16 protein-coding genes are annotated in these 20,570 nt (G+C 59.6%); 14 read left to right on the top strand and 2 right to left on the bottom strand.

Going from position 1 to position 20,570, the window contains the following annotated elements; translation table 11 throughout:
• Positions 1-741 precede the first annotated feature (741 nt).
• The 3 genes from JAO82_RS02595 to cobJ are packed head-to-tail and all read left to right on the top strand — an operon-like array spanning position 742 to position 2,845.
• Complete coding sequence (locus JAO82_RS02595) at positions 742-1,371, top strand: precorrin-8X methylmutase (protein WP_198684815.1); 630 nt, start codon at positions 742-744, stop codon at positions 1,369-1,371.
• On the top strand, positions 1,368-2,096 hold the full coding sequence (locus JAO82_RS02590; RefSeq protein WP_198684761.1) for a precorrin-2 C(20)-methyltransferase: 729 nt from the start codon (positions 1,368-1,370) through the stop codon (positions 2,094-2,096). Before JAO82_RS02595 ends, JAO82_RS02590 begins: the two co-directional genes overlap by 4 nt.
• On the top strand, positions 2,093-2,845 hold the full coding sequence (cobJ, locus tag JAO82_RS02585) for a precorrin-3B C(17)-methyltransferase (RefSeq protein WP_198684760.1): 753 nt from the start codon (positions 2,093-2,095) through the stop codon (positions 2,843-2,845). Before JAO82_RS02590 ends, cobJ begins: the two co-directional genes overlap by 4 nt.
• Here cobJ and JAO82_RS02580 read toward each other — a convergent pair.
• Entirely contained in the window at positions 2,821-3,576 is a 756-nt protein-coding gene (locus JAO82_RS02580; protein ID WP_198684759.1) for a cobalt-precorrin-6A reductase, read from the bottom strand. The two genes, cobJ and JAO82_RS02580, sit on opposite strands and share 25 nt — an antisense overlap.
• Between JAO82_RS02580 and cbiE the strand changes: the two genes are divergently transcribed.
• The 8 genes from cbiE (at position 3,575) to JAO82_RS02540 (ending at position 10,883) form a co-directional block, all read left to right on the top strand.
• Positions 3,575-4,774 carry a precorrin-6y C5,15-methyltransferase (decarboxylating) subunit CbiE gene (gene cbiE, locus JAO82_RS02575; protein WP_198684758.1) on the top strand — a complete coding sequence of 400 codons (1,200 nt, stop codon included), beginning with the start codon at positions 3,575-3,577 and terminating at the stop codon, positions 4,772-4,774. The genes JAO82_RS02580 and cbiE overlap by 2 nt on opposite strands.
• Positions 4,771-5,139, top strand: coding sequence for a cobalamin biosynthesis protein (locus JAO82_RS02570; protein ID WP_198684757.1), 369 nt, complete (start codon positions 4,771-4,773; stop codon positions 5,137-5,139). Before cbiE ends, JAO82_RS02570 begins: the two co-directional genes overlap by 4 nt.
• A complete protein-coding gene (gene cobM, locus JAO82_RS02565) occupies positions 5,136-5,930 on the top strand; it encodes a precorrin-4 C(11)-methyltransferase (RefSeq protein ID WP_198684756.1) in 795 nt (264 codons plus the stop codon). The genes JAO82_RS02570 and cobM overlap by 4 nt, the downstream gene beginning before the upstream one ends.
• A gap of 2 nt (positions 5,931-5,932) precedes the next feature.
• Positions 5,933-7,237, top strand: coding sequence for a cobyrinate a,c-diamide synthase (locus tag JAO82_RS02560; RefSeq protein WP_198684755.1), 1,305 nt, complete (start codon positions 5,933-5,935; stop codon positions 7,235-7,237).
• The gene (cobA, locus tag JAO82_RS02555) at positions 7,234-7,968 is read left to right on the top strand and encodes a uroporphyrinogen-III C-methyltransferase (RefSeq protein ID WP_198684754.1); all 735 of its coding nucleotides are present in this window, start codon (positions 7,234-7,236) and stop codon (positions 7,966-7,968) included. The genes JAO82_RS02560 and cobA overlap by 4 nt, the downstream gene beginning before the upstream one ends.
• Positions 7,961-8,695: a precorrin-6A synthase (deacetylating) gene (gene cobF, locus JAO82_RS02550; protein ID WP_198684753.1), complete on the top strand. Its 735-nt coding sequence runs from the start codon at positions 7,961-7,963 to the stop codon at positions 8,693-8,695. The genes cobA and cobF overlap by 8 nt, the downstream gene beginning before the upstream one ends.
• Positions 8,696-8,804: 109 nt before the next feature.
• Positions 8,805-9,092, top strand: coding sequence for a hypothetical protein (locus JAO82_RS02545; RefSeq protein WP_198684752.1), 288 nt, complete (start codon positions 8,805-8,807; stop codon positions 9,090-9,092).
• A gap of 483 nt (positions 9,093-9,575) precedes the next feature.
• On the top strand, positions 9,576-10,883 hold the full coding sequence (locus tag JAO82_RS02540) for a hypothetical protein (protein WP_198684751.1): 1,308 nt from the start codon (positions 9,576-9,578) through the stop codon (positions 10,881-10,883).
• Positions 10,884-11,004: 121 nt separating this feature from the next.
• Here the strand turns inward: JAO82_RS02540 and uvrA are convergent, their stop codons facing one another.
• Positions 11,005-13,521 carry an excinuclease ABC subunit UvrA gene (gene uvrA, locus JAO82_RS02535; RefSeq protein ID WP_332872465.1) on the bottom strand — a complete coding sequence of 839 codons (2,517 nt, stop codon included), beginning with the start codon at positions 13,519-13,521 and terminating at the stop codon, positions 11,005-11,007.
• A 1,099-nt stretch (positions 13,522-14,620) separates the two neighbouring features.
• Here uvrA and JAO82_RS02530 point away from each other — a divergent pair.
• The 3 genes from JAO82_RS02530 to JAO82_RS02520 all read left to right on the top strand — a co-directional run bounded on the left by JAO82_RS02530 (position 14,621) and on the right by JAO82_RS02520 (position 20,568).
• Positions 14,621-16,834, top strand: coding sequence for an oxidoreductase (locus JAO82_RS02530; RefSeq protein ID WP_198684750.1), 2,214 nt, complete (start codon positions 14,621-14,623; stop codon positions 16,832-16,834).
• Positions 16,835-17,010: 176 nt separating this feature from the next.
• Complete coding sequence (locus JAO82_RS02525; protein WP_198684749.1) at positions 17,011-18,156, top strand: aminomethyltransferase family protein; 1,146 nt, start codon at positions 17,011-17,013, stop codon at positions 18,154-18,156.
• Between the two features lie 249 nt (positions 18,157-18,405).
• A complete protein-coding gene (locus tag JAO82_RS02520; RefSeq protein WP_198684748.1) occupies positions 18,406-20,568 on the top strand; it encodes a heterodisulfide reductase-related iron-sulfur binding cluster in 2,163 nt (720 codons plus the stop codon).
• Positions 20,569-20,570: the final 2 nt, after the last annotated feature.

Genomic DNA, 20,570 nt, shown 5'->3' with positions numbered 1-20,570 from the left:
TTCGCCATCGATACAGGCATGGCCCCTGCCCTGACCGACACCCCCGCTGATTTTCGCTTCGAACGCAGTGAGACAGGCCTCATTTTACGTGCCGAGGGCAGCGCCATGGGGCGCCCGGTGCGCGAAGATACGGCGCTCGGCGCGCTTCAGGAGCTCGTGCAATGGTTCGATACCCGCCGGACCGCCGCGCAGCGGCGTATGGTGCAGGTGGTGGCCGCCCATGATCTACCACCGGACTGGGTGACAACCGCACCGCGACCTCCGGCACCACCGCCTCGGGCCGGGCGACACCGCCTTGGCGCGTTGCTGGGCGCTTCTTTCGGTCAGATCGATGCGACTGCCCTCGCGCGGGCCATGCGGCAGTACAGCGCCACGGGGATGAGGATCACCCCATGGCGGCTTTTCCTGCTCGAAGGCGCGGACGTGCCGGCTGACGCGCCTTTCATCACCGATGCGGATGATCCCTTGTTGATCGCCCATGCCTGTGTCGGGAAACCTTATTGTCTACAAGCCACGGTCGATACGCGCGCTCTCGCAACCCAATTGGCCCCGCAGATGAAGGGGCGCTCAGTGCATGTATCGGGCTGTGCCAAAGGCTGCGCCCGTCCGGCTGCAAGCGATGTGACGATCATCGGGCGCGACGGCGCATTCGACCTTGTCCTGAACGGCACGCCGCAGGATGCCCCCTGCCGGCGCGGCCTGACCCCAACTCAAATAATAGAACACGCGGAGTTTTCCCGGATGCCCTATGACTATGAAAAAGACGGTGCTGCAATTTACCGTCAAAGTTTCGCCACCATTCGCGCCGAGGCTGACCTTGCCCGTTTTGCCCCCGACGAAGAGCAGATTGCGGTGCGGATGATCCATGCAGCAGGCATGGTCGGGCTGGAGTCACATATTCGCTTTTCCCCCGGATTTGTGCAGGTCGCCCGCGCGGCGCTGGAAAGCGGCGCACCGATTTTCTGTGACGCACATATGGTGTCCGAAGGCGTCACGCGCCCCCGCCTGCCGGCGGAAAACGATGTGATTTGCACACTCCGGGATCCGGCAGTGCCCGGACTGGCGCAGGAACTGGGCAACACCCGTTCAGCCGCCGCACTCGAACTGTGGCGTCCCCGCCTGCAAGGGGCATTGGTCGCCATCGGCAATGCGCCAACCGCATTGTTCCATCTGCTGAACATGTTGCAAGACCCGGATTGCCCACGTCCGGCGGCGATCATCGGCTGTCCGGTGGGATTTGTCGGCGCGGTGGAAAGTAAAGCCGCGCTTTGGGCGGATCAGCCGGTTCCCTGTTGTGTTGTCGAAGGCCGACTTGGGGGCAGCGCCATCACCGTCGCTGCAATCAACGCCATCGCGAGCCGCGCCGAATGAACGCGGGTACGATTTACGGGCTGGGGCTGGGTCCGGGCGATCCCGATCTGATGACGGTGCGCGCCCAGCGGCTGTTGCAGCAAGCGCGGCATGTCGCGTTCTTTCGCAAGGCCGGGCGCAGCGGTCAGGCGCGCCGGATCGTCGAGGGGCTTCTTCCAAAAGATGCCACGGAATATCCTATGGAATACCCGGTCACCACCGAAATCCCCTTTAGCGATCCGGCATATAAACGGCTTTTGGCCGGGTTTTACGAGACCTGCACCGCGCGTTTGCATGAGCTTGCCCAAAAGGGCGAAGACGTGATCGTGCTTTGTGAGGGTGATCCGTTTTTCTACGGCTCGTTCATGCATCTCTACACGCGGCTTGTGGATCAGGTGCCGGTGCAGGTTGTCCCGGCAATCACCGGGATGTCGGCGGCGTGGACCGCCACCGGGGCACCGATCACCTGGGGCGATGATGTGTTGACCGTTCTGATGGGCACGCTCGACGAAGCGGATTTAGCCCGTCACCTCGCTCAAACCGACGCGGCGGTGATCATGAAGATTGGTCGCAATATCGAAAAAGTCCGCCGTGCCTTGCGTGAGTCCGGTCGCTACGAGCAGGCTTGGCTGGTCGAGTTCGCCTCGATGCCAGAGCAAACCATACACCGGCTAAGCGAAGCGGAGGGCCGGGTTACGCCTTATTTTTCGATCATCATCGTGCATGGGCAGGGGCGGCGGCCATGAGCGGCTGGCTGGTCATTGCCGGGCTGGGTCCGGGCGACGCGGCGCTGATGACGCCCGAAGTCGATCAGGCCCTGGCCGCGGCAACAGATATCGTTGGCTATATCCCCTACGTCGCTCGCATCGCGGACCGGAAGGGGCTTGTCAAACATGCCTCTGACAATCGGGTGGAGTTGGAGCGGTCACAGCACGCGCTTGAATTGGCGGCGGCCGGTCGGCGGGTGGTGGTGGTGTCATCGGGCGATCCCGGTGTCTTTGCCATGGCCGCGGCCGTGTTTGAAGCAGTGGAAAGCGGGCTCGCGGACTGGCGGAATCTGGATATCCGCGTGCTGCCCGGTATCACCGCAATGTTGGCGGCAGCCGCGCGGGCCGGAGCGCCATTGGGCCATGATTTTTGCACCATCAATCTCAGCGACAATCTGAAACCCTGGGCGGTGATCGAAAAGCGGTTGCGTCTGGCGGCCGAGGCGGATTTTGCGATGGCCTTTTACAACCCTCGATCCAAGGCGCGGCCCGAGGGGTTTGCCCGCGCCCTGACAGTGCTGCAAGAAGCTTGCGGTGACCAGCGTCCGGTGATCTTTGCACGTGCCGTTTCGACCCCCGAAGAAACATTGCGCATCGTGGCCCTACCCGATTGCACTGCGGATATGGCCGATATGCGCACCGTCGTCTTAGTTGGGTCGTCGCGCACGCGGCTGATCGAACGCGTTGGCGCGCGCCCTATTGTCTATACGCCAAGGGCGATACCTTGATGCATCAGCCATTCCAGAACGGCATCCACGCTGTGAACTTCGTGCCGATGGGGCAGAACCGGCCGGTCGATCATGATGACCGGAAGCCCGAGCTCGCGCGCCGCCGTGATCTTGGCCACTGCCCCGGTGCCGCCAGCGTTCTTGGACACGATCAGATCGATTTTGTGCTTACTTATGAGAGCCTTGTCACCCATGACGTTAAACGGGCCGCGGTCAATTTCGACAATGGCATTGGCCAAAGGAAGGGGGGTTTCAGGCGGATCCACAAGGCGCAGGAGGTACCGATGCTGCGGGTACGCGGCGAAAGCGCTCAGATACATGCGTCCGATCGCCAGCATGACCCGTCGCGCGGGGCGGTCCAGCGCGGTGGCCGCATGGGCGATATCGGGTACACGCTGCCAATTGTCGCCCGGCTGCTCGCGCCACGGCGCACGGCCAAGGGCGATCAATGGCACCCCAGATTTATCGCAGGCGGCCAAAACGTTACGGCTGATCTGTGCGGCGAAGGGATGGGTGCCGTCAATCACATGGGTAATGGCTGCCCGTTCAATGAAACGCTGCAACCCGTCCGCACCGCCAAACCCGCCGACCCGCACCGGCACGCGCTGATCTTTGGGCCGTGCCACCCGTCCGGCCAGCGACAGGGTCGCGGCAATCCCGGTATCGGCCAATCGGTTGCAAAGCGCGGTCGCCTCAAGCGTGCCGCCCAAGATCAAAAGGTTCGGTATCATGGCTGAACACCCCTGGCTGACAATCATCGGTTTGGGCGAAGATGGTCCGAGCGGGCTGACCTCTGCAAGCCTTGCCGCGCTTGCGGATGCGGAAATTGTCATGGGTCCGCCCCGTCATCTTTCGCTTTTGCCCGCTCTGACCGCCGACATCGTCGAGTGGCCGACCCCTTTCGCCGACGGAATTGCGCGGCTACTGGCGCTGCGGGGCCGCCGGGTTGCGGTGCTCGCCTCTGGCGATCCGTTCTGGTTCGGGGCCGGTTCTGTTCTGGTGCAGCATTTGGAGGCCGACGAATGGCGTGCGCTGCCGGGGGTATCCTGTTTTGCGCTGGCCGCCAGCCGGCTGGGTTGGCCGCTGGAGACAACCGAATGTCTGGGGTTTCACGCTGCCCCATTCTCGCGCCTGCGCCCGTATCTGTCGGGCGGGATGCGCCTGATCGTTACGCTGCGCGATGGCGCAGCGCCGGGTGCTTTGGCAGAGAATCTTTCCGAGGCTGGATTCGGCGAAAGCCGTTTGCATGTCCTGGAAGCTCTGGGCGGACCGCGTGAGAAAATCACCGCTGCCACCGCGGCGCATTACAGGGAAGCTCGGCCAGTCAGCCATCCGGTCTGCGTTGCGATCGAAGTGGCGGAGGGCGCAGATAGTCTGCCGAAAGCCAGCGGTCTGCCGGACCGATGGTTCGATCACGATGGCCAGATTACCAAGCGCCCGGTACGGGCATTGACCCTGTCGGCCCTTGCCCCGCAGGTCGGTGAGCATCTTTGGGATATCGGCGGTGGCTCGGGCTCGGTTGCTATCGAATGGCTGCTTGTCCAACGCGCGATGCAAGCAACCTGCGTCGAGCTCGTCCCCGAGCGCGCGGCGCGGATCACCGCGAATGCCGCACGTTTGGGGGTGGACCGGTTGAATGTGATAACGGGCGCGGCCCCCGAAGCGCTGGACGGATTGCCCCCGCCCGATGCGGTGTTTGTCGGCGGCGGTCTGTCGCCAGGCCTGCTGCGCCGCCTGACCGAACTCGCCCGCGGGACGCGACTGGTGGCAAATGCGGTCACGCTGGAAACCGAGACGCTTCTGGCCGAGGCCCACAGCCGACTGGGTGGATCGCTGACAAAGATCGAATTGGCGCGAGCTGCTCCGCTGGGCACAAAACGGGGGTGGAAAGCTTCCTACCCCATCGTGCAATGGAGCGTCACGCTATGATCGTGGCAGGATTTGGCTTTCGTGCAGCGGCGGATGTCGACAGTCTGCACAACGCGTTGCGCCGCGCGGTGGGCGACCGCAGGATCACATCGCTGGCCACAGTCGGCGACAAGGCCGATACGCCCGTATTTCGGCAATTCGCCAAACGGCTTGGTCTGCCGGTGCGCCGCATTTCTCACCATCACTTGCCCAGCGCAAAGACACAGTCGCAGGGTGCCATGTCCCAGACAATGCGCCAGACCGGCAGCGTCGCCGAGGCCACAGCGCTTCTGGCCGCTGGACCCGGTGCGCGCCTCGTCCAGACACGGATCATTTCAACGGATCGCATGGCCACTTGCGCAATTGCCGAAGGAGACACAGATTGACCGTCCATTTCATAGGCGCCGGACCCGGTGCGCCCGATCTTTTGACATTGCGGGGGCGGGATATCATCGCCTCCTGTCCGGTCTGTCTCTATGCCGGATCTCTGGTACCCGAGGGAGTCCTTGAGCACTGCCCTGCCGGAGCGCGCATTGTGAATACCGCGCCGCTGAGTCTTGATCAGATCATCGCTGAGATCCGTGCGGCCCATGCGAATGGGCAGGATGTGGCCCGGCTGCATTCCGGCGATCTCTCAGTCTGGTCCGCCATGGGTGAGCAAATCCGCCGTCTGCGCGCCGAGGGGATCCCGATTTCGATTACCCCCGGCGTCCCGGCCTTTGCTGCCGCCGCCGCCGCGCTGGGAAGCGAGCTGACCCTGCCCGGGCTGGCGCAATCGGTGGTACTGACCCGCACACCGGGGCGCGCCTCGGCGATGCCCGCAGGTGAAACCCTGACTAATTTCGCCGCCACCGGCACCACGCTTGCGATCCATCTGTCGATCCAGAACCTTGCGCGGGTCGTACAGGATCTCACCCCGGCCTATGGTGCCGATTGCCCGGTCGCCATCGTCTATCGGGCGAGCTGGTCCGATGAGCAGATCATCCGTGGCACATTGGCCGATATAGAAGGCCGTATCGGTGCGGATATCCAGCGCACCGCGCTGATCCTTGTTGGCCCGGTTCTGTCCGGTGAAGGTTTCGGTGAAAGCTGCCTTTATGCCGCCGATTACGACCGCCGCTATCGACCGCAAAGCGTCGATAGCCAATGGCACGCCTGGACCCCGGAGGACGAATGATTATGCGCGGACTAATGATCTCTGCCCCGTCTTCGGGCACCGGTAAAACAACAGTGATGCTGGGCCTGTTGCGGGCGCTATCCGACGAAGGGATGACGGTTCAGCCGTTCAAGTCCGGCCCCGATTACATTGATCCGGTCTTTCACCTTGCGGCCTGCGGGCGAGCGTCTTTCAACCTTGATAGCTGGGCCATGAGCCAGGATCTTTTGTCGGCCATCACCCGCGAGCAGCAGGGCGCAGACATCAGCATTGCCGAAGGCTCTATGGGGTTGTTCGACGGTGTCGCAACGCGCGGGCTAAGCGGCTTTGGCTCCAGCGCGGAAACCGCGCGGCGGATGGGCTGGCCCGTGGTGCTGGTGCTGGATGTCGGCGGGCAGGCGCAATCGGCGGCGGCAACGGCGCTGGGGTTTCGCACCTATATGCCGGATTTGCCTTTTGCCGGCGTGATCCTGAACCGCGTTGCCTCACCGCGCCATGAAAGGCTGACCCGCGCCGGAATGGAGCGCGCCGGGCTGCCGGTATTGGGCGTGCTGCCCCGGCGGGGCGATCTGACCTTGCCCGAACGGCATCTGGGCTTGGTTCAGGCGGTTGAGCATCCTGACCTTGACACCGCCATCGCGGGCTATGCACAATTTCTGCGGGATCATGTGGACTTGGCTGCGATCAAGGCGGCTGCGCAGGGCATAAAGGCCGGACCCGGTGGCACATTGCCCCGCCCGCCAGCGCAGCGTGTCGCCTTGGCGCAGGACGCAGCCTTTTCCTTTGCCTATCCGCATGTGCTGGAAGGCTGGCGTCGGGCCGGCGCCGAAATCATTCCGTTCTCACCGCTGAATGACGAAGCACCTGACCGTGACGCTGATCTTGTCTGGCTGCCGGGTGGATATCCCGAACTGCACGCTGGCAAATTGGCGGCGGCCGAGCACTTTCGCGCAGGGCTGCGCAAACATGCTCAAACCCGTGCAGTACATGGCGAATGTGGCGGTTACATGGCGCTTGGTCAGGCCTTGATTGACAAGAACGGCACGCGCCATGAAATGGCCGGGCTTCTCGGATTGGTCACAAGCTATGAAACGCGCAAGTTTAATCTGGGATATCGACGCGCATTGCTAAATGCGCCTTTGCCGGGGCACGCCAGCGGCGCGGCGCTGCGGGGCCATGAATTTCATTACGCCACCATCCTTGAGCAACCCGACGCCCCATTGGCGCAGGTGATGGATGCCGACGGCAACCCGGTACCCCAGACCGGTTCATATGTTGGTCATGCCAGCGGAACATTCTTTCACCTGATCGCGGCGGAGGAGGCATGACCGGTTTTGTCAGTTTCGTCGGCTCCGGTCCGGGCGATCCGGAATTGCTGACGCTCAAGGCGGCGGACCGGCTCGGACGGGCCGATGCGGTTCTGTTCGATGATCTCTCCGCCGGGCCAATTCTAGACCATGCCGGACCGGAAGCCGATCTTGTCGGGGTTGGCAAACGCGCCGGACGGGTGTCGCCGCGTCAAAACCATGTCAGCCGTTTATTGGTCGATTACGCCAGCGCCGGACAGCGCGTGGTGCGGCTTAAATCCGGTGACAGCGGGCTATTCGGCCGCTTGGAAGAAGAACTGATCGCGCTGCGCGAGGCCGGTATCCCCTATGAGATCATCCCCGGCGTTCCCTCTGCGGTGGCGGCGGCGGCACAATGTGGCATCCCTCTGACGCGCCGCCTGACCGCGCGGCGGGTTCAGTTTGTTACCGGTCATGACACCAATGGACGCCTGCCGCAGGACATCAATCTGGCCGCCTTGGCCGATCCTTCGGCCTGCACCGTTGTTTTCATGGGCAAACGCACCTTTCCGGCCTTGCTGGCCGCCCTTTGCGCGCACGGTCTCCCGCCCGAGACACCGGCAATTCTGGCCGAGGCGATATCGACCCCCGCGCAAGCCGCTCACCGGGCGACAGTCGCCGCTTTGGCCGAGCGGTTGGCAGGCGAAATCGGGGACAAACCCGCGCTTATCCTTTACGGCCCCCTGGCCGAGATCGGAGTCGGCTTTGACTGAACTCTGGCTGATCGGCATCGGCACCGGAAATCCCAGCCATCTGACGCTGGAAGGGATGCAGGCCCTAAAAGATGCGGCCTGCGTGCTGATACCACGCAAGGGCAAAGGCAAGGAGGATCTGGCCCATTTGCGCCACGCAATCCTGCGCCATGCCGACGTAACCGCCAAGATCATCGAATTCGACATGCCCGAGCGCGACGAAAGCCTACCTTACCAGATCCGTGTGGGGCTTTGGCACGATGAAATCGCCCGGCGCTGGCAGGCCGCGCTGAAAGATGCGCCGCACGGACCGGTTGCGATCATGGTCTGGGGCGATCCGGGGCTTTACGACAGCACCTTGCGGATTGCCGACCGTCTGGAGCCAAAGCCATCTTTGCGGGTGGTGCCCGGCATCACGGCGTTGCAGGCACTGACCTCGGCCCATGCCATTCCATTCAACACCATAAACGGGGCTGTTGTCGTCACCACGGGGCGGCGGCTGCGCGATCATGGCTGGCCGGATGGGGCCGAAACCGTGGTGGTGATGCTTGATGGCGCCTGCAGTTTCCAATCGCTCACAGAACGCGACCTGCACATCTGGTGGGGGGCGTTCCTGGGGATGCCCGAGCAGATCCTCGACAGCGGTTCGTTAAAGGCGGCGGCGGCGCGTATCATCGCGGCCCGCGCACAGGCGCGGGCGCGCCATGGCTGGATCATGGACACTTACATGCTGCGGCCCATGCCCTGAGGTTGCGCATAACGAAATCCGCCTGGGCGCAGGCGCTGAGCACGGGAACCGGCCATGATGGCTGGCGTTACCCCTCAAAGCACCGCCTTGATCCAACAGGAGGCTCGTTATGACACATCCGGCAAATTCTTCGATACCACCGGACGACTTGAACACGGAAAACTTGGAGGGCGTTCAGGTCTATGGCCTTGCAGAGGTGGAGCAGCCCCTCGGCAAGATCACTCGTGTCCACCGAGACGAAGCGAATACCACCGTCGATCTGCAGACCGGCGGCGTCCGTGGTATTCCCAAGGGGTCTCTCACCTTGGACCTTGCCCGGTTGAGTTTCATCCGAAATAATCGGGGGGTCCTTTATGCGCGCACCAATCTGGAGAATCTGCTCAATCTGGGCCGCTGATCAATCAGGCCCAGACAAGCCCCGGTTTGTCGGGCCGCGCGTATTTGTGAGCACAAGCGCTGGAGGCACTTAGCGCCTTGCCGGTTGATCACACGCCGCCTGCGGCGCCCCGCGCGCGTAACAGCAATTGATAAACAAGGTCATCATTTCACGAGTATGCCGAAACATTCAGCATCCCATTCAAACAGACGGGGTGCAGCCGAACACGGCATTGTAATATCGTGGTCAAAATCGCAAAAAAGCATCAACACCGGAAGAGTTGACTTCCGAACCAGTCGAACGCGGGCTCCAGTGGCAGGGCGTCAATATCGCGGCAAAGACCGAAAGCCCGCCGGGGACCGGCGCTGACGTACAAGACCAAAGCTGTGCGATAGGTTAGCAAAGTCATCCCGCAGTATTCTTTGCGAATTTCTTTACGCTAAGGCAAGTTCGAGGTGGCGCTTTGCAAAAGACATTGAAGCAGCTCCGACGAGGAATTGGAGAATGGATTTGAGACCTTGGAAAATTACAGCGACCATTGCAGCCCTGATTGGGTGGGCTCTGCCTGCTATCGCAGACCCGAACGGGACCTACTCCCTGACCGGGACGAATCCACATGGCGGCACCTATCACGGCGAGATCACGATTGAACCGGTCGGCGCTATCTATGACCTTACCTGGCGGATCGAGCGTGATACATTCACCGGGATCGGCATCGTCGAGGGTGAGACGCTTTCGGCGGCTTACGGTTCGGACACCAGCGTTTCGGGCGTTATCCAGATGAACCGTACCGAGGCGGGCTGGGAGGGGACTTGGGCCTATGTTGGCGAAACCGGTTTGGGCAGAGAGACGTGGAATGCTCAACCCACTCCTGTTGTAGCGAACCAGCAGGCCAGCCCTGAGAGCGGGGCGAGCGCAGCAATTTGGGAGCGGTTTATCGCGGAGGCAGGATATGAAGTTCAAGATGTCACTGTCTTGAATGACCTTATTGAGCGGCAGTTAACGCCAAGCAATCCAAACTCGGTATTCTTGCCGAGCGGGGCGCTCAATCCTTTCGTCAAGGGCATCCTGACGCTTGAGGCCGCAGACAATGTTCTGGAGCGGGTCCGCTATCGGGTAACTTATGCGCAGGAAATGGTTGACGCACCCCCGGCGGCCAGCCCGGTGCCGGTCAGTCTGGTTCAGATTGACCGTTTCAACCTCGGCCCTGTGATCAGGGACGCGCTTGTCCAAGACATCGGAGCAGAAAACGTTGCGCCACCTGCCGATTTTGGCGTAGGGCCGCATGTTTCCTGGCGTTTGGCGACGCGCTCGCTTCAGGGACACAAAGCCGATATTCTGGCGGCCTCACGGAGCGAAATCTTAGATTCAGAGGCGCAGGCTCGGATGTGTTTCACCAGCAATTGCCTGGTTTTGGGGTCGGTAATTGAGGATGCGGTGCCGTCGTGGGATGGCACGACCGCCCCGCACCCCGACGCAGGAAGGCCTTATCCGACCCAGCGCGATGGCCTTCTCACTCCGGCCGCAGCCATCGACAGCCTGACCCGCGACTTCAGCTATGAGCCGCGCGAAGGTTCCCATGCTCCAAGCCCATTTGTCGAAATCATCATCGAACAGAATCTGGGGCAGGACACCAATCTCGATGCGGCAATTCGCGAAGGTGCGATGATGGACGACTCTGTCGGCGCCATCTGGCAGAGGCTTTCGGCATTTTCAGCCGGTGCAGGCAGTGCGCCGTCACTCTCTGCAGCGCGCGCATTCGAGTGCCGGCGCGGACCGGATTTCGCCGCGCCGGGAACCTATTGCCCATGATGGGTGAACAGCCCTAGCTGTTTCGCCCCACACCCGACTTGGGTTCGGCCTGTAAGCATAGGCTCGAACCCATGTCGGGGTCTTCGGATCGGCACCTCATCCCTGCGTTTTTAGGGCAGCATCAGGCATTACACTCGGCGGGCATTTCGGATTTCTTCACAGAACCGGAATGCGAGAGCAAAAAAGGAGCGGTCAGGCTCGTTTCCGACTGTGCTATTTTCGCAGGAGGGCCTTGGGCAACGATCGTTCCGCCCGCATTGCCAGCGCCGGGTCCGATGTCGATAATCCAGTCGCTGTTTCGGGCCACCCGCATGTTGTGTTCGACCATGATGACCGAGTTGCCCGCATCAACCAGCCCATTCAGCTGGTCCATTAACATCGATACATCAGCGGGATGCAGACCGGTGGTCGGTTCATCCAGAACATAAAGCGTGTTGCGTCGCCCGGCCCGTTGCAGCTCGGTTGCGAGCTTGATCCGCTGGGCTTCGCCACCAGAAAGTTCGGTCGCCGGCTGACCCAAACGCAGATAGCCCAAACCGACCTGCAGCAAAGCATCAAGAGCGCGCAAGACCGGGGGATCATCCGCAAAAAATTCATGCGCCCTCTCGACAGTCAGATCCAGCACTTCGGCGATGTTCTTGTCGCGATAGGTGATTTCCAGAGTCTCATCATTATAGCGTTGGCCATGACAGACAGGGCAGGGCGCATAGACGCTGGGAAGAAAAAGCAATTCAACACTGACAAAGCCCGCACCCTCGCAGTTCGGGCAACGACCCTTTGCGACATTGAACGAAAAGCGACCAACATCGTAACGGCGTGATTTCGCATGGGGCGTTGACGCGAACAGCCTGCGAACGTGATCGAACAAGCCGGTATAGGTCGCAAGATTCGAGCGCGGCGTGCGGCCAATCGGTTTTTGATCGACGGTAACCAAGCGCCGGATATGTTCCGTGCCTGCGGCAATCCGTCCGCCTGTGGCTGTTTCGAGTTCTTGTTGCAGCAACTCGCTTTCACCGTCTGCAGTTTCGACAAGTTGTTTCTGCCCCAGAGCCTCACCAAGAAGTTCGACAAGCGCCTGACTGATTAAGCTTGATTTGCCTGACCCCGACACGCCGGTGACCGTGGTCAGCACTCCGAGGGGAAGATCAACGTCCAGACCTCGTAGGTTGTTGCGCTCTATCCCCTCCAGCTGCAGCCAACCTGTCGGCTGGCGCGGCGTGCGCGTTTTTCCGGATTCGGGTGAAAACAAATAGCGCCCGGTATGCGATTCTTTCACCTCGCGCAGGCCCTCTGCCGGGCCGTTATAGACAACCCGGCCACCATGGGTTCCGGCATCGGGGCCAATGTCGACGATCCAGTCGGCATGGCGGATAACGCTGTCATCATGTTCGACGACAAAAAGCGAATTTCCAGCCCGTTTGAGCTCATCCAGCGCGTCCAGCAATGCCTGCGTGTCGGACGGATGCAGCCCAGCCGATGGCTCATCAAGTACATAGATCACACCGAATAATTGTGAGCGGATCTGTGTCGCGAGCCGCAAACGCTGCAGTTCTCCTGGCGACAAGGTTGGCGTACTGCGCTCCAATGACAAATAGCCAAGCCCGAGCGCGGTAAGGGCTTCGACACGGGCCAGAATATCGCTGGCAATGCGCTGCGCGACAATCGCCTTTTCCGGATGCAGGTCACTTTCTAGGGGTTTTGCATTGGCGACATCGCGCAACCGTTCGGCAAGATCGCTTAGCGCCAGCTGTGACAACTCACCGATATCCAGCCCAGCAAATTTTACCGACAGCGCTTCACGCTTCAGTTTCTTTCCGTCGCACGTCGGACATTGGGAAATCTGCATGAACCGCGATACGCGGTTTTTGGTGCGCTGGCTTTGCGTGGTCGCAAATGCGTGGGTCACATAACGTTGCGCGCTGGTGAAGGTGCCCGTGTAACTGGAGGGCAGGTTACGTTGTTTCGCCACGCGCGTTTCTTCCGGGGTCAACCCGGCATAGACAGGGATTGTGGGTGTTTCGTCGGTAAAGAGAATCCAGTCACGGGTTTTCCGCGGCAGATCCTTCCACGGTATGTCGATATCATGGCCCAATGAAACCAGCATGTCGCGCAGGTTCTGCCCGTGCCACGCCGGTGGCCATGCGGCGATAGCGCGCTCCCGGATCGTTTTGCTGTCATCCGGAACAAGCAACTCTTCGGTCACGTCAAACACGCGCCCGATGCCGTGACATCGCGGACAGGCCCCCTCAGGCGTGTTCGGCGAGAACGAGTCGGCGTCCATATTCTGCTGGCCGGGAGGATACTGCCCGGCCCGCGAATACAACATGCGCAGACCGTTGGAGATTGTCGTGACGCTTCCGACTGACGAGCGGGCGGATGGGGCGCCCCGCTGTTGCTGGAGCGCAACCGCTGGCGGAAGCCCGTCGATCGAATCGACATCAGGCTCACCCACTTGGTCAATCAGTCGGCGCGCGTAGGGTGACACCGAATCGAGGTAACGGCGCTGCGATTCCGCAAACAACGTCCCGAAAGCAAGCGAGGACTTTCCCGACCCCGAGATTCCGGTGAAAACGACAAGCGCGTTGCGCGGCAGATCAACGCTGACGTTATCAAGATTGTGAACACGCGCACCCCGCACCTGAACACAGTGATCGGGATCGCATGGTGCGATAATAGATTTATTTGTAGAGATTGTTCGAGTTCCGTCTGATTAGGTCAATATCGCGGTGGGGCTGGAGGGTTCTGTGGTCCTTCTAACTCCTGATTCGCCACATCGGAATAGCGTTGCCGCCCCCGATTGGGTTTTGATAGATGTCATTAAACATATTCGCATATCAAAATTCTAAAGGCGGCGGTTCGTAAGGTTTAATTGCTTTCTTTGGTGAGGTTCGCCGGTAGTTGCTTAGCGCCATAATTAGCAATACATGATAATAATTTCAAGGCGTTAGCGTGGTCCGTCAAGCTAGGTTTGGGGTGTTAGATTAACGCGGCCACTAGTTAGCTACCGCTAGCCGTCTTTTGAATCCCGCCTGATTTCTCAGTTTCGCCTAAAAGCTTGTTTAATTGGTTCATAACCCCGCCCAATGGCGCGTGAGATGTATCCTGTAATGAAAAATTGTTGACTAGCGATCATTGTGTACCATAGCGTGGTATGTGTCACGTTAAGGGGCGAGGATCTTGATCGCCGATACTGCAATACCTGACAACAGCCGGATAGCCCCTGTGGGGGCGTCTTTGGTTGGTGGAGTGGCAGTGCTTCGGCAAGAGACACAGAGCCCCACAAAAGCAGTGTACCATAGCAATCGACAATGATGCTCTTTTGCAAGGTCTTCGGCAAACACGGCCCTAACGCGCGCACGATACGCGCGTCAGGCGGTGCTATTGCAAATGTTATAATGTGGTCGATCTGGCTTAAGGCGTATTTGCGAGTTGCGATGGAGTAACGCAGAAAAACGTTTTCATTGTCTTTCAAAATGGGCCAACGTAGGCTCGATTCGAGAGAGGAATCGGAGGAGGAATAGAAGCGCAGAAGTAATCCACTTTAGCAGTTAAGTGTAAATCAATTGGTGGCTATTTTCGGCTTTCGAGGCGCGTTTTGTCGGGCTCGAGGGTGGTGTGGGTTGTTTTGCGCGAAAGTAAGGAAGGGTGGTATTGCACGCGTTAATTGAGTTTCCGTCAATCGACTAGATACCCTCTTCGGTGCGGTAGTTTTGGTTTACTAAGGGAGAGAAGAGAACATGGCAAAAGGCAACTCGGCTTACGATATCTTGTTTACGCCGATTAAGATCGGGTCCAAGACCCTCAAGAATAGGTTTTATCAGGTGCCGCACTGTATCGGTGCCGGCACAAACAGCCCCGGCTTTCAGATGGCGCATCGCGGGGTCAAGGCCGAGGGTGGCTGGGGTGCTATCAATACCGAGCAGTGTTCAATCCATCCAGAATGTGATGACACGCTGCGGATCACTGCCCGCATCTGGGACGACGGCGACGTGCGCAATCTGCGCGCAATGGTCGATCAGGTGCACAAATATGATGCCTTAGCCGGTTGCGAGCTGTTCTACGGTGGTCCGCATGCACCGGGACTTGAGACGCGGACGATTGCACGCGGGCCAAGCCAGTACGCATCGGACTTTGCGACCGTTCCGGGCTGCCCCGGCTTCACCTATGGCCACGAAGCCGACAAGGATGAGATCAAGCGCCTCCAGCAGCATTATGCGGATGCTGCGATGCGAGCCCGCGATGCAGGCTTTGATCTGGTCAACTTGTACGGCGCCCATGCTTATGGTCCGATGCAGTGGCTCAACCCATATTACAATCGGCGTACAGATGAATATGGCGGAAGCGTCGAGAACCGTTCCCGCTTCTGGATCGAAACGCTGGAAAAGATCCGCAATGCGGTGGGCGATGATCTTGCGCTGGTGACCCGCTGCGCGGTTGATACTCTCAAAGGACCCGGCGAGATCGAAATTGGCGAAGATGGACTCAAGTTTATTGAGATGGCGTCTCCTTATCTCGACCTTTGGGACATCAGCTTGGGTGACATCACCGAGTGGGGCGAAGATGCTGGTCCGTCACGCTTCTATCGTAGCGGGCACCAGAACGACTGGGTACGTCATATCAAACAGGCAACGGACAAGCCGGTTGTGGGTGTGGGCCGTTACGTCGACCCTGAAAAAATGGCCGAAGTCGTCAATGCGGGTATCATTGATATTATCGGCGCGGCACGCCCGTCAATTGCTGACCCGTTCCTGCCCAATAAGATCAAGGAAGGTCGCGTTGAGGATATTCGGACCTGCATTGGCTGTAACGTTTGCATTTCGCGCTGGGAAATGGGTGGCGTGCCATTCGTCTGCACGCAGAATGCGACTGCGGCAGAAGAGTATCGTCGCGGCTGGCATCCCGAAAAGTTCGAGCCGGCAAAATCAGACAAGGACGTCCTGGTCGTTGGCGCAGGCCCGGCTGGGTCGGAATGCGCGCGGGTTCTGCTGGAGCGCGGTTATACCGTCCATATCGTCGATGAGCGGGACAAGGTCGGTGGCTATGTCAATGACGTCGCGACCCTGCCGGGCTTAGGTGAGTGGGGTTACCACCGGGATTATCGCGAAGTTCAACTCGACAAGCTGATCAAGAAGAGCAAGGGATCGCAGCTTGCGCTTGGTCAAAAACGAATGACCGCAGACGACGTTCTGAACTATGGTGCGGCACGTGTCGTCATCGCGACGGGTGCCAATTGGAGCCCGGTTGGTATCAACCACACCACGCACCAGCCAATTCCCGGAGCTGATGCGTCGCTGCCGCACGTCCTGACCCCCGAGCAGGTGTTTGAGGGCAAGAAGGAAATCGGCAAGCGGGTAATGATCCTGAACTATGATCCTTACTATATGGCACCAAGCCTGGCCGAGAAGTTCGCCCGTGACGGTCACGAGGTGACGATCGCCAGTGTCTGCACCGTCGGGGCCTATATGGACTATACGCTGGAAAGCGCCAACGTGCATCGCTTGCTGCACGAGTTCGGTGTCAAGATCCTTGGCGACACCGCTTGTTCGCGGGTCGAAGAGGGCCGAGTCGAGCTCTTCAATATCTGGGGTGATGGCTTCCAACGTGTCTATCGCGGTGCCGGACAAGGTCCACGGACCGAGAACAAGACACACGAGTGGCACGAGTGCGATACGGTGATCTTGGTTACGGGTCGTCGGTCAAACGATACTCTGTTCCGTGAACTCAAAGAGCGTCAAGGCGAATGGGCCGAGAACGACATCGAGGCCGTATACGTCATCGGTGATGCCGAGGCCCCGCGCATCATGGCTGACGCGACCTTTGACGGCCATCGCTTGGGGCGCGAGATCGAGGATGAAAGCCCCCAGCACCAGAAGCCATATAAGCGTGAGCAGAAGGTCTGGGGTGTGCCCTACAATCCCGACGAGAGCCCCGAGCTCGAGTGGCGGTTGTAAGCTGCGAAGCGATCTGGATTGCGCAAGATAATGGCGATCCGGGCGGTCGGGATAATTCCGGCCGTCCGGCGCACACATCGAAATGACCCGGCTGATCGAGCCAACTCTAAACAGTACCCATCGGCAATTGGGAGCGGGCGAGAAGCGAGGCTTGAGGCAGTCAAAAGCTTCTAACTTTGCAGCTCACATTGGCGGAGATTCAAGAAAGGACCGAAGATATGACGAAGCGCGTATTTGCAAATGAAGATGAACATAAAGCGCTGGGCGCAGAGTTCATGGAATGGAATGGCCTGAAATTGGCCGCGAGCTATGACGGGATCACGGGTGAGCAGGAACATGACGCGGTGCGCGAAGCCGCCGCTATGTACGACCTCACCGCCTTCCGCAAGCTCTGGCTTCGGGGGCCCGATGCATGTGCCGTACTGGACCAAGCCTGCACCCGCGACATTACCAAGCTCAAGCCCAACCGCGGCACCTATACCTGTGTGTTGACCGAAGAAGGCGGGGTCGTTGACGACAGCGTTGTCTTCTGCACCGGTGATGATGAATACTTATACATTATCGGCACCGGTGGCAGTGGCGAAGTCATCGAAGAAATCGCCAAGGGCAAGGATGTTGAGCTGGAGTGGGATAACACGCTTCAACTGATGTCGGTTCAGGGACCAAAGTCGATTGATATCCTTGCCCCGAATGCCAGTGGCGATGTGTCCGGGCTGAAGTTCTTCCAGCACATGGAGACCAAGCTGTTTGGCCGCGACGTGCTGCTTGCGCGCGTTGGTTATTCCGGCGAGCGTGGCTATGAGATCTATGCAAAGGCGGAAGACGCACCACATATTTGGCGCAGCGTTCTTGAGGAAGGCAAGCAGTACGGGATCCAGCCGGGTTCCTTCGCAAGCCTCACCCCGATCCGCGTAGAAGCAGGTCTGTTGTTCCACCCCTTTGACGTCGACGAGGATACGACCCCCTGGGAAGTCGGCCTTGGGTTCACCATCGATAAAAACAAAGGTGATTTTGTCGGTCGCGATGCCGTTCTCGCAAAGGAAGGAAACGAGCGGTTCCTTACCCGCGGTGTCTCGTGCCCGTCGGATAAGCCGATTTTTGAAGGTGGCGAAGAGCTGTATCGCGACGGCAAAAAGGTCGGCTCGATCATCACTCCCTCCTATTCGCACCGGATGAAAAGAGCGCTCGCAATGGCACGTCTGGACCCGGATGTGAGCGAAGGGGCGAAGCTGACGGTCGGAAACGAAGCTGGCGCCCCAGAGGTCGCTGTCGAGGATCTGCCGTTCTACGATAAAAACAAGGAGCGGTTGCGTGCTTCATAAAGGGGCACCTGCAAAGGGTTGCTGAACTGTCGGGCCCGAAATGGCCCGACCTTAATGCGGCAAACCATGTGTTTAAGACCGGGCTTGGTGAAGTGAAGCATTGTCAGAGCAGGACGATACGACCTTGCAAAGCCCCAAGTTCTACTACGGCGAAGACGAGCAAGAAATAGCGGGCAGAGCTAAGCTCGTAATGAAAAAGACGGTCGCGTGTCCAGATGCGGACGACCGCAAAAGCGAGGAATGGCATTGATGTTTTCTTCCGACTACGATCCCGAGAACGTGACACGCATTCTGTTCCAGGATTTCCCAACCTGGATGCTGGTCGTATTCTACATCATTGCAATTATCGCCATCGGCGTCTTTCTCTATGGGGTCTGGGCGCAGATCCGCAAATATCGCCGCGGCGTGCGTTCCGGCGCATGGTCGCCGTTCTGGCCCCGCTTCCACGAGATGGTGGCCACGGTACTGTCGCATCGCACGATCAAACGGCGTTCGAAGATGACGGGAAAGATGCACGCCTGGATATTCTACGGGTTTGTGCTGCTGTTCATCGGTACCAGTATCATCACCTTGGATCATGACATCACGGGCCCGCTCGGGATCAGTTTTTGGTATGGTTGGTTCTATCTGGCCTTTGGGCTCGTGATGGATCTGGCCGGCGTCGTGCTGATCGGCGGGTTGCTGTACATGATGTATCGCCGCAAATGGCTGGCCTTGCCCAAGCTGGATTACACCCGACCCGATCGCGCGCCGGGCGACCCCGATTTTGATCGGTCGGATTATCGGCGTGAAGACTGGGCGTTTCTCTGGACGCTGATCATCATTGCCATTACCGGGTTCTTGCTTGAGGCTGCGCGGGTGGTCTGGTTGCAGAACGACCCAATGGTTTGGGACGTGCGCTGGCACGCACCGGTCGGTACCGTGATCTCCTATGTGATGATGGGGCTCGGCCTCAGCCCAGAAGGCGGCGGTGATCTGCGCATGGGCCTGTGGTGGTTCCACGGGATTCTGGCGCTCACCTTCATCGCGCTCATTCCTTACACCAAGGTGCAGCACATCTTTACCGCCATGGGGTCGCTGATGGCGCGCGATCCCGATGGCAAGCGCCGGATGCCATCCGCCGATGTCGACGCCGAACATATCGGGGTCAATCATCTTGGCGATTTTAGCGACAAATATTTGCTTCACTTTGATGCCTGTACCAAATGCGGCAAATGCCATGAGGCCTGCCCGGCCAATGCCGGTGGCTACCCGCTGTCCCCCCGTGATCTGGTGCTGAGCCTGCGTGAACTGTCGAAGGACACGTTTTCAGGTGCCACGATGCCCGCTGAACCGGTGCAGGTGATCGGGGATGGGCCCAACATGATCCGGCCTGAAACCTTGTGGTCTTGCCGGACATGTGCCGCCTGTATCGAGATCTGTCCGGTGGGAATCGAACATCTGCCGATGATCGTGGAAATGCGCCGCGCGCTGGTCGAAGAGGGCGAATTTGACCCGATGCTGCAGCCGACGCTGCAAAGTCTTCAGAAATCGGGCAATTCGATGAGCGAATCCAAGCGCAAGCGGCCCCGCTGGGCACGACAACTGGACTTCAAGGTGAAGGATGCGCGCAAGGAGCCGGTAGACGTTCTGTGGTATGTCGGGGATTATGCGTCCCTTGATCCGCGCTCGCAAAAGGTGACTGTCGCCTTTGCACGTATTCTGCACGCTGCCGGCATCGATTTCGGTATCCTATACGAGGACGAGCAGACCGCCGGCAATGACGTGCGCCGCGTTGGCGAAGAAGGGCTGTTCCAGGCGCTGGCCGAAGCGAATATCGAACTTCTGGACAGTTGCGACTTCAAGACCATCGTCACAACAGATCCGCATACTTACAACACGGTGAAGAACGAGTATCCCGAATTTGGCGGCAATTACATAATCGAGCATGCCAGTTCCATGCTTGAGCGGCTGATCCGTGAGGGCAAAGTCGCGATGCCGGTTGATCTGGATTATCGGGTGACCTTTCACGATCCCTGCCACCTTGGCCGCATCAACGGGGATGTGGAGCCGCCGCGCCAAGTGTTAGGGCAGTTGGATGTGGATCTTATCGAAATGCCGCGCAACCGCGATAACTCGTTCTGTTGCGGTGCGGGCGGGGGTCGAATCTGGTTGCCTGATCCGCCCGAGATGAAAAAACCTGCGGAACTGCGCGCCACCGAGGCCTCGGCCATCGAAGGGCTGGATGTGCTCGTGGTCAACTGCCCCAAGTGCCTGAACATGATGGAAGATGGGGTAAAGGGCACCGGAAACGAAGATAATTTCCGTGTGATGGAACTGATCGAACTGGTTGCAGAAGCGATGGGTCCGATTGACCAACCCGATCCTGACGATGGCGGCGCATCCAAGCCGGAACCGGTCGGGGCCGCTTGAAT

Origin of the sequence: Pontibaca salina, from assembly GCF_016307205.1 — a bacterium.
Classification (GTDB): Bacteria; Pseudomonadota; Alphaproteobacteria; order Rhodobacterales; family Rhodobacteraceae; genus Pontibaca; species Pontibaca salina.
The sequence above is the reverse complement of the archived record's forward strand: the minus strand, read 5'-3'. Positions and strand labels throughout refer to the sequence as shown.

Excerpts from the sequence above, each read along its gene's own strand:
- JAO82_RS02595 (WP_198684815.1), top strand. The coding sequence starts at position 742 with ATGCCCTATGACTATGAAAAAGACGGTGCTGCAATTTACCGTCAAAGT.
- JAO82_RS02590 (WP_198684761.1), top strand. The coding sequence starts at position 1,368 with ATGAACGCGGGTACGATTTACGGGCTGGGGCTGGGTCCGGGCGATCCC.
- cobJ (WP_198684760.1), top strand. The coding sequence starts at position 2,093 with ATGAGCGGCTGGCTGGTCATTGCCGGGCTGGGTCCGGGCGACGCGGCG.
- cbiE (WP_198684758.1), top strand. The coding sequence starts at position 3,575 with ATGGCTGAACACCCCTGGCTGACAATCATCGGTTTGGGCGAAGATGGT.
- JAO82_RS02580 (WP_198684759.1), bottom strand. The coding sequence starts at position 3,576 with ATGATACCGAACCTTTTGATCTTGGGCGGCACGCTTGAGGCGACCGCG.
- JAO82_RS02570 (WP_198684757.1), top strand. The coding sequence starts at position 4,771 with ATGATCGTGGCAGGATTTGGCTTTCGTGCAGCGGCGGATGTCGACAGT.
- JAO82_RS02560 (WP_198684755.1), top strand. The coding sequence starts at position 5,933 with ATGCGCGGACTAATGATCTCTGCCCCGTCTTCGGGCACCGGTAAAACA.
- cobA (WP_198684754.1), top strand. The coding sequence starts at position 7,234 with ATGACCGGTTTTGTCAGTTTCGTCGGCTCCGGTCCGGGCGATCCGGAA.
- JAO82_RS02545 (WP_198684752.1), top strand. The coding sequence starts at position 8,805 with ATGACACATCCGGCAAATTCTTCGATACCACCGGACGACTTGAACACG.
- JAO82_RS02540 (WP_198684751.1), top strand. The coding sequence starts at position 9,576 with ATGGATTTGAGACCTTGGAAAATTACAGCGACCATTGCAGCCCTGATT.
- JAO82_RS02530 (WP_198684750.1), top strand. The coding sequence starts at position 14,621 with ATGGCAAAAGGCAACTCGGCTTACGATATCTTGTTTACGCCGATTAAG.
- JAO82_RS02520 (WP_198684748.1), top strand. The coding sequence starts at position 18,406 with ATGTTTTCTTCCGACTACGATCCCGAGAACGTGACACGCATTCTGTTC.